The organism is Pseudoalteromonas sp. US3C1013, from assembly GCF_048401115.1.
GTDB lineage: Bacteria > Pseudomonadota > Gammaproteobacteria > Enterobacterales > Alteromonadaceae > Pseudoalteromonas > Pseudoalteromonas undina.
Genome location: NZ_CP183075.1, coordinates 844,318 through 860,226, shown reverse-complemented (window position 1 = coordinate 860,226; position 15,909 = coordinate 844,318). Strand labels below are relative to the sequence as shown.

The following is a 15,909-nucleotide window of genomic DNA, read 5'->3' as shown; positions in this document are numbered from 1 at the left end:
CCCTCCTTTTATCTATTAATAGACTAACGCAGCTCTACTGGTACAGCAAAAACGATGTTTTCTTCTTCACCTGGGTTCTCGGTTACTTGCGTGCCACCAAGCTCTTTTAAACGAGTAATGACTTGCTGAACTAATACCTCAGGAGCTGAAGCACCGGCAGTCACACCTACACTATTGATACCATCAAACCATGATGCTTCAACATTACTAGCATCATCAATTAAATAGGCTTGCGTCCCCATTTTATCTGCCAGCTCTCTTAAGCGATTAGAGTTGGAGCTATTTTTAGCACCCACAACTAATAACACATCTACTTTATCAGCTAAATCACGAACCGCATCTTGACGGTTTTGCGTTGCATAACAAATATCATCTTTACGTGGGCCATCGATTGCAGGAAATTTACTACGTAAAGCATCAATCACATCGGCAGTATCATCTACAGATAGAGTTGTTTGGCTGCAGTAAAAAAGATTATCCGCATTTTTTACATCAAGCTTTAACACATCATCAACCGTTTCAACAAGGTAAATACCACCTTGCTCGTTATCGTATTGACCCATAGTACCCTCAACCTCAGGGTGTCCGTGGTGACCAATTAAGATGCATTCAATACCTTTTTTACTAGCACGCGTTACTTCCATATGCACCTTAGTCACTAACGGACAGGTTGCATCAAATACTTTTAACTCTCTGCGTTTAGCCTCTGAGCGAACAGCCTGAGATACACCATGAGCGCTGAAAATAACAATGCTGTCATCTGGAACCTGATCTAGTTCTTCAACAAACACGGCGCCGCGATTTTTTAAACCATCGACTACATAACGGTTATGCACCACTTCGTGTCTTACATAGATTGGTTTTTCAAAAATATCTAAAGCGCGCTCAACAATACTAATTGCGCGGTCAACACCGGCGCAAAAGCCTCGTGGATTAGCTAGTAATATTTCCATTAACCTTGTACCTCAATAATATCAACCTCAAACGTTAAACGTTGACCCGCTAAAGGGTGGTTAAAATCGATAGTGACAGACTCACCTTGCACTTCACGAACCAGGCCTGGAAGCTCAGTACCATCAGGTTGAGTAAAGGCAATAATCGCCCCTACTTTAGCCGGTGTTTCTGCACCAAACTTACTACGATCTACATAATAAATATTATCTGGATTAGGTTGACCAAAGGCATCTTCAGGCTCAAGTTCAAATGTTTTGCTTTCACCCGCAGTTAGGCCAAGCAAACATTTTTCAAAGTTAGCGGTTAAGCTGCCATCACCCATAGTGAGCTTGGCAGGTTTGTTATGCACTTTTGTTGAGTCAGCGGCAGAGCCATCTTCTAGTTTAATAGAAAAATGAAAAATAACGTCTGAGTTTTCACCAATTACAGCTTGGCTCATGCTTTATGCTCCTTTGGTTCTTCGCCTGTAAAGGCGTCAAATAGTAATAATGCAGCGCCAATACAAATAGCACAGTCTGCAATATTAAATACGGGGAAATGTGAGTCTTCGTAAAACACATGTAAAAAATCAATAACGTATCCATAAGCAACACGGTCGTATAAGTTACCGATAGCACCCGCTAACACTAACGAATATGCACCGCACAATACTTTATTAGACGCAGGAAGGCGCTTTAACCACCATATCAACAAACAACTAATTGCGATTGCTATTACACTTAAAAACCAGCGTTGCCAGCCACCCGCTTCGCTTAAAAAGCTGTAAGCTGCACCGTAGTTATGTACATAAGTGATACTAAAAATAGGCAGTAGATTAATTGACTCACCATAAGCCATGGTGTTTACAACCAGTGTTTTACTGGCAAAGTCTATTACTAGTAGTAATAGACTCAACCAAAGCCACACTAAACCACTTTTTTGGGTTAGTTTGCTCACTAAAAACAACTCCTAAGCGAATTGACGCTTTTCACCTTCACCGTCAACGTTACTTACACAACGACCACAGATTTCAGGGTGCGCAGGCTCAACGCCTACATCTTCACTATAGTGCCAACAACGCTCACACTTTTTAGCCTCTGTTGCTGATACGCTAATGTATAAACCTTCAATTTCGGTTGCTTGTGAGTCTGCAGGCTGGCTCTCTACTTCAGTAACATTTACAGCTGAAGTAAGTAACACAAAGCGAAGTTCATCACCTAGTGCGGTCAGTTTTGCTGCAAGTTCTTTACTTGCAAACAAGTTAACTGTTGCTTGTAATGTAGCGCCAATCACTTCTTCTTTACGTGCAGCTTCTAGCAGACGGTTTACTTCGTCACGCACATTTAAAATTGCTTGCCAATCTTCATTACTAAACTTGGTCGTAGTTGGCGCTTGTAAGCCCTCATACCAAGTTGAAGTAAATACATAGTCACTGCGCTCACCTGGAAGTGCTTCCCAAATTTCTTGTGCTGTAAAGCTCATGATTGGTGCCATCCAACGCGTCATCGCTTCAGCAATGTGGTACAGCGCGGTTTGACAAGAACGACGTGCATGACTGTCGCTTTTTGCCGTGTACTGACGATCTTTTATAACGTCTAAGTAGAACGAACCAAGCTCACCGGTACAGAAGTTCATTAGCTTTTGCGTTACTAATAGCATTTGGTAGCTATCGTACGCTGCTAAAATGTCATCTTGTAACTGTGCTGCGCGCCCTACAATCCACTTATCAAGCTCAACCATATCATCCACAGCAACTTGATCCGTTTTTGGATCAAAACCACTAAGGTTAGCAAGTAAGTAACGGCTGGTGTTACGAATACGACGGTAGCGATCTGCTGAACGTTTGAATATTTCATCTGATACCGTCATTTCTGCCGTGTAATCAGTTGATGCTACCCATAAACGTAAAATATCAGCACCTAGTTTATTCATCACATTTTGTGGTGAAATAACATTACCTAATGACTTAGACATTTTGCGGCCGTTTTCATCAACCGTAAAGCCATGCGTTAGCACTTGTTTGTAAGGTGCATGACCATTTATTGCCACTGAGGTCATCATTGATGACATAAACCAACCACGGTGTTGATCTGAACCCTCTAGGTATAAATCAGCAGGACCGGTTAAATCTTCACGCGCATCAACAACACAGGCATGAGTTACACCTGAATCAAACCACACATCGAGTGTGTCTTGCACTTTCATGTATTGTTGTGCGTCTTCTTCACCTAGTAAAGTAGCTGGCTCTAGGTCATACCATGCTTGAATACCTGACTTTTCAACAAGCGCTGCTGCTTGCTCAATCAGCTCTTGAGTATTTGGGTGTAATGCACCCGTGTCTTTATCAACAAACAGCGCAATAGGTACACCCCAAGTACGTTGGCGTGAAATACACCAATCAGGGCGGCCTTCAACCATGTTGGCAATACGGCTTTCGCCCCATTCAGGTAACCATTGGGTATTTTTAATTTCAGCCAGTGAGTCTTGGCGCAAGTTAGCCTGATCCATGCTAACAAACCATTGTGGTGTGGCACGGAAAATAATAGGTGTTTTATGGCGCCAGCAATGTGGGTAGCTGTGCGTTAATGCATGATGATGCATTAGGGCATTATTTTCTTTTAATACCTCAATTACACTCGCATTGGCTTTAAACACATGTTGACCGGCAAATAATTCAGTATCAGGTAAGTACACACCGTTTGCGCCAACAGGGTTAGCTACTTCAAGATTGTACTCAAGACCTGCCACGAAATCTTCTTGACCATGACCTGGTGCAGTATGCACGATACCCGTACCAGAATCTGTTGTTACGTGCTCAGCAACAATAACAGGAACATTAAGGTCATAAAAAGGATGTGCTACGGTTAAGTTTTCAAGTGCTGCGCCTTTAACATAGCCAAGGATATGGAAATGGTTAAAACCAAAACGATCCATCGCATCTTTAACCAGCTCAGAACCTATAATAAGACGTTGCTGAACGCCTTCATCTTCTACTTGTACTAGCGCGTATTCTAAATCAGCATGCACAGCTACCGCACGGTTTGCTGGCAAAGTCCATGGTGTCGTAGTCCAAATGACGGTTCCTACGCTACCTGTTCCTGTATGGCCAGCCGCTAAATCAAACGCATTAACTACCGCATCTTGATCTGTAAAAGTAAAGCGTACATCAATAGCTGGAGATTGTTTATCTTGGTATTCAACTTCGGCCTCAGCTAATGCTGAACCACAATCTGTACACCAATGCACAGGCTTAGCACCTTTATGAAGGTGACCATTTTTTATAATGCGGCCCAGTACACGAATGGCATTAGCTTCAAAGTCAAAGTTCATGGTTAGGTAAGGTTTATCCCAATCACCAAAAACGCCTAAACGTTTAAAGTCTACTTTTTGGCCTTCCACTTGCTTTTTAGCATAGGCACGACATTTCTCACGAAACTCTGCCGCAGTTACCTTAACACCGGGTTTACCGACTTTTTTCTCAACCATTAACTCGATTGGTAAACCATGACAGTCCCAACCTGGTACGTATGGCGCATCAAAGTCTGATAAAGTTTTAGACTTAACAATAATATCTTTTAATATTTTATTTACTGAGTGGCCTAAATGGATATCGCCGTTTGCATACGGAGGGCCGTCATGCAAAATGAAAGTTTTTTTACCTTTCTTCGCGCTGCGAATTTGACCGTATAGGTCGTCTTCATACCATGCTTTAAGCATTTTTGGTTCACGTTGTGCCAAATTGCCACGCATTGGAAACATTGTTTCCGGTAAATTCAAAGTATGTTTGTAGTCGCTCATTAATCCTACTTTCCGTTTCTATCGGCTACCTAATTTTAAACCAAAACACTGCTTAGCGGCGGCAACATCGGTTGCTATTTGTGCCGTCAGTTGTGTTAATGTCTCGAATTTTTTCTCATTGCGGAGTTTTTCAATTAACTCCACATGCATAAATTGTCCATAAATATCTTGTGCAAAATCAAAAAGGTGAACTTCTAATAAGGCACGAGTTCCATTAAACGTGGGTTTGTTTCCAATGTTAGCCACCCCAAAAACTTTCTTTCCTGCGATCATCACTTGAACCGCAAATACACCATTGACCGGACAAACTTGACGTTTTAGTGCAATATTTGCCGTTCTAAAACCCAGTTCGCGGCCTTTTTTCCAGCCATGAATAACACGTCCAGATATTGCATAATTATGCCCAAGCATAACTTTTGCACTAACTAAGTCACCTTCAGCAAGCGCTTCTCGTATCAAGGTACTGCTTACTCTAGCATTTAATTGCCTAAAGCTGGCAGTGCTTTTAACACTCATTCCCACTTGGGTGCCCATAGTTGCCAATAGACTAAAGTTACCTTGGCGCTGTTTACCAAACCTAAAATCATCACCAACCGTTAATGCTTTAACGCCCAGCTTTTTAATTAAAATATCGCTAACAAACTGCTCAGCATGCATGTTTGCAAAAGCCTGATTAAAGCTAATACAAATAACGCGTTCAATTCCTAAGTTACTCAATAGACGAAGTTTATCACGCAGTCGAGTCAGCCTAGCCGGAGCGTTACTCTTTGCAAAAAACTCCTGTGGCTGAGGCTCAAATAACATTACAGTGCTGGGTAAATTATTTTCTTTTGCATCAGCTAAAAGCCCTTTTAATACGGCAGCATGACCCAAATGAACACCATCAAAATTACCAATGGTCAGCACACAACCAAAGTGTTGTGGACGTATATTGTGTATACCTCTAATTAACTCCATGCCACCTAATGCCTTTTTCAGCGAGCGATAAAATGCGACCTCGGGCCGCAGAGTGTCCGATTATAATCTTTTTTTTAATTTGATTCAGTAATTGCTACACTTTTTATCGTATTTAGTCTAACACCCATCAAAAACAACATAAAAAAGTAACTAACAATCGCAATAATTAATAACACAACCAATAACATAACTTGTTCGCTAAAGTGCCAACTAACCCAGTCATATTGCCTACTAGTAAACCAAACCAATGCGCCCATTGTTATACTTGCCAACAAACACTTCAAAGTGAAGTAGCCACTCATGCTGGAAAACTGATAAACATTCTCTTTTTTAAGCTGTCGATACAGTAAGTAGGCATTACAACTTGCCGACATTGAGGTTGCCAGTGCCAAACCTAAGTAGCCAATAAATGGTGCCAGCATAATATTAAACACCATATTTAGTACCAAAGTAATAATACCAATGCGTACCGGTGTTTTAGTATCTTGCCGAGAATAAAACCCAGGCGCGAGGACTTTAATTAACATAAAACTGACTAATCCTACTGAGTAGGCAACCACCCCTAAGCTCACCGCCTTAACATGATCGATGCCCGCTTCTTTGAAAGCGCCATGATCAAACAGCACGGTAATAATAAGTGGGCTTATAATCATCAATCCTATCATTGCTGGAAGCCCTAAAAAAATCACAAACCTCACTCCCCAATCTAGGGTATGTTGAAAGTCGCTACTTTTTTTACTGCTGTGTAATTTTGACAGCGCAGGTAAAATAACCGTCGCAATACCAATGCCAAATAAACCAAGTGGGAATTCAATCAGTCTATCTGAGTAATACAGCCAAGCGATAGAGCCTGTCATCAATAATGAAGCTATTACCGTATCGAGTAATAAGTTAATTTGACTAATTGATACACCAAATAAGGCTGGGAGCATTAACTTGCGTACTTTTTTCACATTTTCATCTTGCCAACCCCAGCGCGGGCGCGCTAGCATTTTTGCTTTATACAAAAACGGCAGTTGAAATAATAGCTGTACCACGCCTCCTAAAAACACGCCAACAGCTAACGCATAAGCGCCTACAGAAAACTGATCATGTAGTAAAATGGCACAACTAATAATAGATACATTGAGTAAAACCGGGGTAAAAGCCGCAACGGCAAAACGATTATAAACGTTCATCACAGCGCCACTGAGCGCCACAAGGCTTACAAAAAACAAATAAGGAAAAGTCAGTTTTAATAGCGAACTGGCAAGCTCAAACTTTTCTGCGTCAGGGCCACCTTGCCACCAATCAATAAACCAACCAGTGCCGAATAAAGCAGCAATAACAGGTGACGCTATCACACCAAAGAGCGTCACTATCAGTAAAATAGTGCCTAACGTGCCGGCGGCTTGGGCAACAAATATTCTGACCTTCTCATCGCCTTGCTGCTGTTTAATTTCACTTAATACCGGTACAAATGCTTGCGCAAAAGCCCCTTCGGCAAATAAACGGCGTAAAAAATTAGGAATACGGTTAGCAAATAAAAATACATCGGCCGCAGCGCCTGCGCCCAACAAGTTAGCTACGACGGCATCTCGTACTAGCCCTAAAATACGCGAGATCATTGTCATTGCACTTACAATCATCCCAGAACGAAACAAACCTTTTGACACTATGAATCCATATTAAAAATCAGCAATTAAGTTAATTATGCCATAGTCTTTTTTATAAATCGCTTTAAAGCACTAGGCTGGAACCCCTTGCTTTGTTACAATAGCGCTATTAACTGCTAAAGCGGCAAATTGATGTTCGTTATAAGGAGCAGTTTTTCTTGGATTGTTAAAATTAAATTGACATTCATGATAAAAACAGGCATATTCCACGGCCTTTAATTTAAGCTTTATTTAAGATTGTTAGGAGCAAACCTTGGCTAACATCAAGTCTGCAAAAAAACGCGCTATCACAAGCGAAAAAAACCGTCAGCACAACGCAAGCCGTCGTTCAATGATGCGTACTTACTTCAAAAAAGTAATCGTAGCTATTGAAGCTGGCGATAAAGAAGCTGCACAGCAAGCTTTTTCTGTTGCTACACCTATCCTAGACCGTTACGCAACTAAGGGTCTAATCCACAAAAACAAAGCTGCTCGTCATAAGAGCCGTTTAGCTGCTAAAATTAAAGCGCTATAATTTGTTTTTGCAAGATTAAAAAAACCGGCTTTTGCCGGTTTTTTTTTGCCCAAAATAAATGCGCCTATTAAACGTTATCAAGCTCTGGGTAAAACTTTTTCAACATCGCCGCAATTTTCTTTGGAGAAAATGGCTTAACTACAAATCCTTTAGCCCCTCTATCTATCGCATCCTTCACATTTTCAACGCCTGAATGAGCCGACACCATCACCACGTTTGTCTCTGGTGATAACTCATTAATTTGCGCAATAAGCTCTTTACCGTCGCCATCAGGTAGTTCTATATCTAAAAATATAATATTAAAATTGGCTGCACGACACTCGCTAATGCACTGCGCGGCCGTTGACGCCTCTTTTACATTCTCTATCCCTAAATGCATCAATGTTTGACTGAGAAAGCTACGCACCGTGCTAACATCATCAACTATTAAAATAGATAGCTGCGTATTCATATATAATCCTTATAGGCTAAAGCCATGTCTGCGAAATTGGTGATTTGCTTAAAATACAAATATTTACTTTATTATAGAGAGCTAAGCTAAAAAGGCCAGATTTGCTTTATGTCGAAAACCACAAAAAAGAGTCGCCGCAAAAAAAATAAAACGATTACTGTTAAACCTACATCCACTAATAAGCTTGCAAACCTTGGCTCACAATTAAAGCCGCAATCAAAGAACACTAAGCGTGATATCAAGCTGGCCCTGTTTTTTATTTTCACGATATTATTACTTATACTTGTTTTAATACCAAAGCCAAGCTTACTTACTTATAAAAAATCATCTATGGTAAGCCAAAGTGTGTATTGGCCAGGGGTGTTTTCAAGCGAACCAAAACTATTGGACTCAACCCTTCATCCGCGACTTGATACGCAGCGAAGAACACTTTATTTATGTATTGATTTACAGCAGCCGCAAAGCTGCCAAAAATATCGAATTATTGCTGAAGAGGGAATATTTTCAGTATTACTCACTTACTTTTAACATTAAAAAAACTAATCTGAAAATTTAAAATTACTTGGTTGAAAGCTGTGCAAAAGATCAACATAATGGCGCTCCTTTTTTCAACAACTGAACTATTGAAACGACCATGCTAAACGAGCTAGATTGGCTTTTAAATACATTACTACTTGCACTAGGTTTAGGTGCATTCTTTATTAACCAACTGACACTGCTTCGCGTTGCTGCGATTAGTGCTTGTGGTTTGTTATTCCTATCATTTAGCTTAGATCTTATGTCGTCGAGTATTATTTCAAATATGAGTTTAGTTTTGATCAACACATTTTATTTGTTTAAAGTTTATACATTTGGACAATTTACTGTATCTCAGCACTAATTACTTCCCCTTAGAATATTTTATAGCCCAGTTTTTCTGGGCTTTTTTTATTCCACAACTTTAAAAATCTTGGGTCTTAGTTTGAACTAAGTTAAAATTTATCTCGTATTAGCCTATTTTGAGATAAGCCCATACCGTTGTCAGATTTCGATTTATTCTTATCCTCTATGGAAGATGTTACCCCTATCAATCACGACACCGTGACATTACCATCTAAAAGTCATAAAACGGTTATCGCACAGCAAGAAAAAAACAAAGCTGCACAATTAAACTTAAACAGTGAACAATTTAATCCGTTAGATGAACCACTTGAATTGCTCGACCCACTCGCCATATTAAGCTTTAAACGAGATGGCGTGCAAAGCCCGGTTTTTAAAAACGTAAGACTAGCTAAATATCAGCTCGATGCGACATTAGATTTACACGGACAACTTTTAAAAAACGCCCATGCTTCTTTGTTAGCCTTTGTTAAAGACTGCCACCAGCGTAATATAAGAATGGTTCTTGTTCGTCATGGAATAGGAATTAAAAATAAAGCCAAACTGGGTATTTTAAAAAGTTACGTAAACCAGTGGTTGCAAACTATTCCCTGTGTTTTAGCATTTCATACTGCACTCAGGCAGCATGGAGGAAGTGGTGCAACGTATGTCTTACTGAAGAAGAGTGATGATAAGAAGCATCAAAACCGAGAAATCCACAGCAAGCGTAGCTAATTCCTACTGTGGTAATAAGAATTAGTTGAGCAGCACTGTCGCATTGGCTTGGTTAAACCAAGCAGATATTCCTAATATAATGATAGATACAACCACAATGCTGATTTTTGCGCCCCCTTGACTGGGTTTCATAATTCATCCTATTTATTTATTATTATTGTTAGAACGGCTTTTAACAATAATAAAAATTACAAATGTTAACAAGCTGTTTCTATTAAAAGTTAAACAAATTTTAATCCTTTAAAGTCAAACAACTCTAAACTAATAACCTTGCTGCTTATTAATGCAATTAATTAATGGCTGTCTCGCTTTTAAACGCAAAATATTATCTGCTATTTGTTCAACAACACTATCTAGATCTGACAACGCAGCGCAATGCGGCGTTAAAGTAATATTTGGATGCTGCCAATAAGGGTGTTCGCTTGGTAGTGGCTCACAGGAAAATACATCAAGCGTTGCTGCTCGTAAACGTGCGTTGTTGAGCGCATCGAGCAAATCAGCTTCAACAACATGCTCACCTCGGGCCACATTAATTAACACAGCATGCTCAGGAAGTTGCTTAAGCAACTGTTGATTAATAATACCTTTGGTATTGCTAGTAAGTGGCAGTAGACAGATTAAATAATCTGTATTCACTAACATATCATTTAGTCCCTGATCACCATGGTAGAGTGTTGCTATGGTTGATGTTTTAGGACTTCGGCTCCAAGCATTGACTTTAAAAGCGTTACTAACTAGCCTATGTGCACATGCTTGACCTAGTTCGCCAAACCCTAAAATACTCACTTGATTATGCTTATGCGCTCTTTTGGGTTTCCATTCACTTTGCTGTTGTTTTAAAAAATATTCTTTTAATCGCAATTTTTGCGCTAATACATGAGTAAGTACATATTCAGCCATGTCATTGGCTAACTGTTTATCGACAATGCGCACTACTTCAACATGTGCAGGTAGTAAACTTAAATCGATACTATCAACCCCAGCACCAAACGATGACACCGCTTTCAAATTTATCAACTTTGGCCATAAAGACGCGGGCGCATTCCAAGCCAGTACAAATTCCACACTTGCAAAATCTTGGCAATCATCAAGCTGCTCAATTTGAATATTGGGTAATTGTGATTGCATTCTTGCAATTAATTTTGTGTTATCTCGACCGGTAATCGCGACTAAAACTGACATGATGATTCCTTAAAAAGTAACCGTAAATAGTAGTACTGGTATGGTTTAATTCAATAGTAAGTAAACGGTTTTAAAAAGTCACACAACTGACCGCGTATTGTCATATCCGCACTCTAAGCTAAACATATTGGCCTTAGCCTAGTATAAAAAGAGGTGCGTATGATCAGTGTAGATAAAGTAATAGCAACCAATTTACCACAGTTAACTAACTCATTTAAAATAAAAAAACTGGTAAAAAAAAGTCTTAGCTACTTATTACATGAACAAGAATTTACAAACTTTGCAACTGCCTATCCCCACCTTCAAGGAATAGAATTTGTAGAGCAAGTACTTGATGAACTTGATTTTGAAACTCGTTATAAAGCTAAGCAAATAGAAAATATTCCCAGTGAAGGAAAAATTGTCATTATTGCAAACCACCCTATCGGCTCCTTAGATGCGCTTGCATTAATTAATGTGTTATCAACGGTAAGAGCCGATTTAAAAGTGGTGGCTAACCGTATGTTAATGACCGTTGACGCCATGCATTCGTTATTACTACCCGTTGATAACCTATCAGGGCAAAGTAAAAAACAAGAGCTGAGTAATATCCACCAGCACTTAAAAAATGAAGGAGCGTTACTTATTTTCCCTGCCGGTGAAGTTTCTCGACTTCGTCCTACGGGTATAAAAGACTGCAAATGGAACAGTGGCTTTTTACGCATTGCTAAAAAGGCTAACAGCCCTATTTTGCCTATCTATATTAAAGCCAGAAATAGTCCGCTGTTTTACGGCGCATCAATGCTTTATAAACCACTGGCTAGCTTATTACTGGTAAAAGAAATGTTTAAGCAACGTCAAAAATCACTCGAGTTTGAAATTGGCGCTTCCATTGCTCCTGAGTCTTATTTAATCCCAGACTTAAAAGACAAAGAAGTGGTTGAGCTAATCCGTAAGCAACTATATCGTTTAACCACAAAAAAAACGCTACCATTAAAAACTCATGCTCCGATCGCCTCTCCTGAATGTAAAAAAGAATTAAAAAAAGCCATAGAATGCTGCGAACATTTAGGTAAAACCAGTGATGGCATGGTGATTTATTTGTACCAATACCAAGGAAGCTCTCCCTTATTTCGTGAACTGGGCCGCTTACGAGAAATCGCTTTCCGGGCTGTAGGTGAAGGTAGTGGAAACCGCCGAGACATAGATAAATACGATATGCACTATCAGCACTTAGTATTGTGGGATGAATATGCACTAGAGTTGGTGGGTGCTTACCGATTAGCTTGTGCACAGGATGTGATTGAACAACACTCACAAAGTGGGCTTTATACCGATAGCCTATTTAATTATACCCAAGATATGACTCCTTATTTTAAACAAGGCATAGAGCTAGGCCGAAGCTTTGTACAACCTAAATATTGGGGCAGAAAAAGTCTCGACTACTTATGGTATGGTATTGGCGCTTTTATAAATCGCTACCCTCAATACCGTTACTTATTTGGTGCGGTGAGTGTGTCAAACGCACTACCTGAGCAGGCAAAGTCTTTATTAGTGCATTATTATCAGCACTATTATGGCTGTGAAAAATCACTCGCAACGCCTAACAATGCTTTTCGTCACACACCTGAACAGCAAACTCAGTGCACTAACTTGTTCGAGGGTAATAATATAAAAGAAGATTTTGTAGAGCTTAAACACATACTCGCTAACATGGGCACGCATGTACCCACACTATTTAAACAATATACAGAGCTATGCGAACCAAATGGAGTTAAATTTTTAAGCTTTAGTATTGATCCACAATTCAATAATTGTATTGATGGCCTAGTATTGGTTGATCTTGAAAAAGTAAAACCAAGCAAAGCAAAGCGCTACTTGGGTACTGATAAATCAGCATCAGCAAGTTAAAGCGTTAACCCTTAGTCGAATAACTATTAAAGCGGCATTTAGCGGCGCTTTAATAGTTATTAATACTTCAAGGCTGAGTAAAAATACCATGGAGTAATTGCTTATAAATTTTTTCTATTTCTAACAAGTCGCAAATCGGTACATGTTCATTAACCTGATGAATACTATGGTTTCGTACCCCACACTCTATGACTTGTGTTTTTTGCTGTGCAAAAAATCGTCCGTCCGACGTCCCACCACTGGTGCTTAATAAAGGATAATTCCCCGTCACTTTAAAAATTGCCTGCTCTAACTGAGCGAGTAAACAACTCTCAATCTTATGGCTTGTATAATAGGGTTCACATGGACGCTCCCACTGTATAACCAAATGCTCGCTGAAATCCTTCAGTGCAGCAAACACACGTTGCTTGACATGTTTACTTTTATACCCATGGCTATAGCGAATATTAAAAGTAATATCACACTGGGCTGGCACGAGGTTATCTAGCACATTATCAATATTAATACCGGTGACTTGCAGCGTTGTTTTTGAACTAAGTTCATCTAAAGGCCAGTCTATTTGTGTGAGCCTGTTAACTACTTCAGCACTGATGTGCGCAGCATTAATGGTATTCTCAGGATAGGCTACATGCCCAGCCTTTCCTTGAATAGTTAATCGCGCAGATAAGGCTCCACGTCGACCATTTTTTATAGTGTCACCTACCTGCAGGTGGCTGGTTGGCTCACCAACAATACAGCCATCAAGCACAACGCCCTGTTGTGCTAATCGCTTGGCAATCAACACAGAGCCATGCTCCGCCTCACCTTCTTCATCTGAGGTGATCAGCCAAAATAATGTTCCCTGCTTTTGCTGCGCGCTGTTTATTAACGTCTGCGTTGCACTAAGCATCGCGGCAATGCCTCCTTTCATATCGGCGGCACCACGCCCATAAATTGCATCGTTAATTATGTGTCCACTAAACGGATCGGCTAACCAGCCACCTTGCGTTGCGGGTACCACATCAATATGCCCAGAAAATGCCACCACGGGGCCAGCCCCAAAGGTTATTTTTGCAATTAAGTTTGTCACATTATTAGAACTAAATTGCTCTGTACTAAAGCCTAACTCAGTAAGGTGGTTCGCAAGCCACTCAATGCCACCAGCTGGATTAGGAGTAATCGATTTAAATCGGATCAGAGTTTGTAAGTGACTCACTGTTTTTAACTGTGCAATAGTTAAGTACGGCGCTTGTGCTTTTGTATTGTTAGCTTTTGTCATAATAAACACACCTCGTTTTAGCGATGTATTTATTACAACGACTTTTTATGACCGCATTATGAATTTACTAGCTAACGTGCGCCCTCTTCTATTAATGTTTCTCGTGTAACCTGTACTATGTGCTTATCTTCTTTAGTTAACTTGGTTTTTTTCCAAGAGCCACGCATAAACCATGCAAATGCTATCAATGCGATGGTTATGTTAGTAATTGCAAAAGAATACCAAATGCCTTGATCGCCAAGCTCAGTATGATTAGAAAGAATATAAGCGGCAGGGAACTGCACTACACATTGTGATAATAACGCGATAACCATTGCATTGAGCATATTACCTGAGGCACGAAAAGCAGCAACAATACAAAGTTGCACCCCTATTCCACCCCAACTTAAGCACATTACTTGAATAAACTGCGCCCCATTAGTAATAACGTCATTATCGTCAGGAATAAAAAATGCAACTAATGAATCTGCGTATAAATATGCAATGGCGCCAACACATGAGAGCCCTAACAATCCCCACACACTAGCAAGTTTAGTGATCTGCTCAGCCCGCTTGATATTACCAGCCCCCATATTTTGCCCAACCAAGGTTGATACCGCCATTGATAAGCCCATAGCGGGGATCATTACCATTTGCAAAATATTAGAGCCAACACCATAAGCAGCAATTGTCGTAGTACCAAAGCTGGCAACTAGAAATGACATGATGATCAAACCAAATGCACGTGTCGATAATTCAATAGAGCCAGGCGCTCCCAAGAAAAAAGCGCGCTTAATATAGTGCCAGTCGGGGTAAAAGCTTTTTAGCTGTAATTGAATACCATGGCGACCACGTAAAAATATAATGATGCCCGCAAGCGCCGCTAAGCTCTGTGTAACCAATGTTGCTAGCGCAGCGCCCATCACACCAAGCCCCTCAAAACGACCATAGCCAAATATGAATAACGGATCGAGTATAAAATTAAGTAACACGGTTGTGCTGACTATAATTAACGGCACCTTAGTTTGCCCAATACCCCGCATCAGCGATTGAAACATGGCATAAATAAATACAAAAATAACGCCAATAAAAGATACATGCATAAACTTAAGCGCATCACTATATACGGCCGCTTCAACCCCCAGTAAGGTTAAAAAATAAGGTGATAATGCATAGCCTAGTAACCCAAGTAATAGTGCAACTAATGTCACCATTAACACCGTTTGCGCGGCAACATGGTTAACCTTATCTTGTTGTCCTGCCCCCATGTATTGGGCTGATAAAATCGCCCCAGCCATAGCAAATCCTGAACCTATCGCAATAACTAAAAATGTGACAGGCATACTAATAGATACAGCAGCCACTTGCGCAGCCCCTAACCGGCCAACCCAAAAAGCATCTGTAAGCTGATAAGCAGACTGCAAAATATTAATGAGGACAATAGGAATGCCTAATTTTAATAGCGCTTTGGCAATAGAGCCTTGAAGAAATAGTTGACCAGAGGGAGTCATGAGGCCGCTTACTTTTATTAAACCGTGAACATAGCCCTAGTTTAACAAAACTAGCTGATTATATTCTGAATACTTCGTTTACGGCCGGTATTTAAGTGATCAGTCAATAATTTTTGAGCACTAAGTAAGTAAAAGTTTAATCTAAATCAATAAATAGAGGCTCTTTACTTATACGCTTTTGAAACTTT

Annotated in this window: 15 protein-coding genes; 5 read left to right on the top strand and 10 right to left on the bottom strand. The window is 40.1% G+C overall.

The window, feature by feature from the left end; all coding sequences use genetic code 11:
* Positions 1 to 23: 23 nt before the first annotated feature.
* From ispH to murJ, 6 genes are all read right to left on the bottom strand, one after another.
* Complete coding sequence (ispH, locus tag ACNSN2_RS04010) at positions 24 to 953, bottom strand: 4-hydroxy-3-methylbut-2-enyl diphosphate reductase (RefSeq protein ID WP_054202112.1); 930 nt, start codon at positions 951 to 953, stop codon at positions 24 to 26.
* Positions 953 to 1,393: an FKBP-type peptidyl-prolyl cis-trans isomerase gene (fkpB, locus tag ACNSN2_RS04005; RefSeq protein ID WP_010391275.1), complete on the bottom strand. Its 441-nt coding sequence runs from the start codon at positions 1,391 to 1,393 to the stop codon at positions 953 to 955. Before fkpB ends, ispH begins: the two co-directional genes overlap by 1 nt.
* Complete coding sequence (gene lspA / locus ACNSN2_RS04000) at positions 1,390 to 1,890, bottom strand: signal peptidase II (protein ID WP_075170606.1); 501 nt, start codon at positions 1,888 to 1,890, stop codon at positions 1,390 to 1,392. The genes fkpB and lspA overlap by 4 nt, the downstream gene beginning before the upstream one ends.
* Positions 1,891 to 1,902: 12 nt before the next feature.
* Positions 1,903 to 4,731 (bottom strand): isoleucine--tRNA ligase, encoded by a 2,829-nt coding sequence (gene ileS / locus ACNSN2_RS03995; RefSeq protein ID WP_418608619.1) that lies wholly within the window; start codon positions 4,729 to 4,731, stop codon positions 1,903 to 1,905.
* Positions 4,732 to 4,749: 18 nt separating this feature from the next.
* Positions 4,750 to 5,688: a bifunctional riboflavin kinase/FAD synthetase gene (gene ribF, locus ACNSN2_RS03990; protein WP_418608618.1), complete on the bottom strand. Its 939-nt coding sequence runs from the start codon at positions 5,686 to 5,688 to the stop codon at positions 4,750 to 4,752.
* Between the two features lie 74 nt (positions 5,689 to 5,762).
* On the bottom strand, positions 5,763 to 7,301 hold the full coding sequence (murJ, locus tag ACNSN2_RS03985) for a murein biosynthesis integral membrane protein MurJ (protein WP_041709107.1): 1,539 nt from the start codon (positions 7,299 to 7,301) through the stop codon (positions 5,763 to 5,765).
* A 295-nt stretch (positions 7,302 to 7,596) separates the two neighbouring features.
* Between murJ and rpsT the strand changes: the two genes are divergently transcribed.
* Entirely contained in the window at positions 7,597 to 7,857 is a 261-nt protein-coding gene (gene rpsT, locus ACNSN2_RS03980; protein ID WP_008114420.1) for a 30S ribosomal protein S20, read from the top strand.
* Positions 7,858 to 7,924: 67 nt separating this feature from the next.
* Here rpsT and ACNSN2_RS03975 read toward each other — a convergent pair whose 3' ends face one another.
* Positions 7,925 to 8,308, bottom strand: coding sequence for a response regulator (locus ACNSN2_RS03975; RefSeq protein ID WP_008114419.1), 384 nt, complete (start codon positions 8,306 to 8,308; stop codon positions 7,925 to 7,927).
* A 108-nt stretch (positions 8,309 to 8,416) separates the two neighbouring features.
* On the opposite strand from ACNSN2_RS03975, the gene ACNSN2_RS03970 reads away from it, so the two are divergent.
* The 3 genes from ACNSN2_RS03970 (at position 8,417) to smrA (ending at position 9,901) form a co-directional block, all read left to right on the top strand.
* Positions 8,417 to 8,836 carry a hypothetical protein gene (locus ACNSN2_RS03970; protein ID WP_139336328.1) on the top strand — a complete coding sequence of 140 codons (420 nt, stop codon included), beginning with the start codon at positions 8,417 to 8,419 and terminating at the stop codon, positions 8,834 to 8,836.
* Positions 8,837 to 8,942: 106 nt separating this feature from the next.
* Entirely contained in the window at positions 8,943 to 9,188 is a 246-nt protein-coding gene (locus ACNSN2_RS03965; RefSeq protein WP_008114416.1) for a hypothetical protein, read from the top strand.
* Between the two features lie 131 nt (positions 9,189 to 9,319).
* Positions 9,320 to 9,901, top strand: coding sequence for a DNA endonuclease SmrA (gene smrA / locus ACNSN2_RS03960; RefSeq protein ID WP_418609038.1), 582 nt, complete (start codon positions 9,320 to 9,322; stop codon positions 9,899 to 9,901).
* A 261-nt stretch (positions 9,902 to 10,162) separates the two neighbouring features.
* On the opposite strand, the gene ACNSN2_RS03955 is transcribed toward smrA, so the two are convergent.
* Complete coding sequence (locus ACNSN2_RS03955) at positions 10,163 to 11,083, bottom strand: 2-hydroxyacid dehydrogenase (RefSeq protein ID WP_418608617.1); 921 nt, start codon at positions 11,081 to 11,083, stop codon at positions 10,163 to 10,165.
* A 159-nt stretch (positions 11,084 to 11,242) separates the two neighbouring features.
* Here ACNSN2_RS03955 and ACNSN2_RS03950 point away from each other — a divergent pair, with 159 nt between their 5' ends.
* Positions 11,243 to 12,973: a GNAT family N-acyltransferase gene (locus tag ACNSN2_RS03950; protein ID WP_418608616.1), complete on the top strand. Its 1,731-nt coding sequence runs from the start codon at positions 11,243 to 11,245 to the stop codon at positions 12,971 to 12,973.
* A 67-nt stretch (positions 12,974 to 13,040) separates the two neighbouring features.
* Here the strand turns inward: ACNSN2_RS03950 and dapE are convergent, their stop codons facing one another.
* Together dapE and ACNSN2_RS03940 are read right to left on the bottom strand one after the other, a co-directional pair.
* A complete protein-coding gene (dapE, locus tag ACNSN2_RS03945; RefSeq protein WP_418608615.1) occupies positions 13,041 to 14,231 on the bottom strand; it encodes a succinyl-diaminopimelate desuccinylase in 1,191 nt (396 codons plus the stop codon).
* Between the two features lie 71 nt (positions 14,232 to 14,302).
* Positions 14,303 to 15,721 (bottom strand): MATE family efflux transporter, encoded by a 1,419-nt coding sequence (locus ACNSN2_RS03940; protein ID WP_054202105.1) that lies wholly within the window; start codon positions 15,719 to 15,721, stop codon positions 14,303 to 14,305.
* Between the last annotated feature and the right edge of the window lie 188 nt (positions 15,722 to 15,909).

What these genes read in the sequence shown, in the direction of transcription:
- ispH (WP_054202112.1), bottom strand. Translation starts at nt 953, where the DNA reads ATGGAAATATTACTAGCTAATCCACGAGGCTTTTGCGCCGGTGTTGAC.
- fkpB (WP_010391275.1), bottom strand. Translation starts at nt 1,393, where the DNA reads ATGAGCCAAGCTGTAATTGGTGAAAACTCAGACGTTATTTTTCATTTT.
- dapE (WP_418608615.1), bottom strand. Translation starts at nt 14,231, where the DNA reads ATGACAAAAGCTAACAATACAAAAGCACAAGCGCCGTACTTAACTATT.
- ACNSN2_RS03975 (WP_008114419.1), bottom strand. Translation starts at nt 8,308, where the DNA reads ATGAATACGCAGCTATCTATTTTAATAGTTGATGATGTTAGCACGGTG.
- ACNSN2_RS03940 (WP_054202105.1), bottom strand. Translation starts at nt 15,721, where the DNA reads ATGACTCCCTCTGGTCAACTATTTCTTCAAGGCTCTATTGCCAAAGCG.
- ACNSN2_RS03970 (WP_139336328.1), top strand. Translation starts at nt 8,417, where the DNA reads ATGTCGAAAACCACAAAAAAGAGTCGCCGCAAAAAAAATAAAACGATT.
- ACNSN2_RS03955 (WP_418608617.1), bottom strand. Translation starts at nt 11,083, where the DNA reads ATGTCAGTTTTAGTCGCGATTACCGGTCGAGATAACACAAAATTAATT.
- ACNSN2_RS03965 (WP_008114416.1), top strand. Translation starts at nt 8,943, where the DNA reads ATGCTAAACGAGCTAGATTGGCTTTTAAATACATTACTACTTGCACTA.
- murJ (WP_041709107.1), bottom strand. Translation starts at nt 7,301, where the DNA reads ATGACAATGATCTCGCGTATTTTAGGGCTAGTACGAGATGCCGTCGTA.
- ileS (WP_418608619.1), bottom strand. Translation starts at nt 4,731, where the DNA reads ATGAGCGACTACAAACATACTTTGAATTTACCGGAAACAATGTTTCCA.
- ribF (WP_418608618.1), bottom strand. Translation starts at nt 5,688, where the DNA reads ATGGAGTTAATTAGAGGTATACACAATATACGTCCACAACACTTTGGT.
- ACNSN2_RS03950 (WP_418608616.1), top strand. Translation starts at nt 11,243, where the DNA reads ATGATCAGTGTAGATAAAGTAATAGCAACCAATTTACCACAGTTAACT.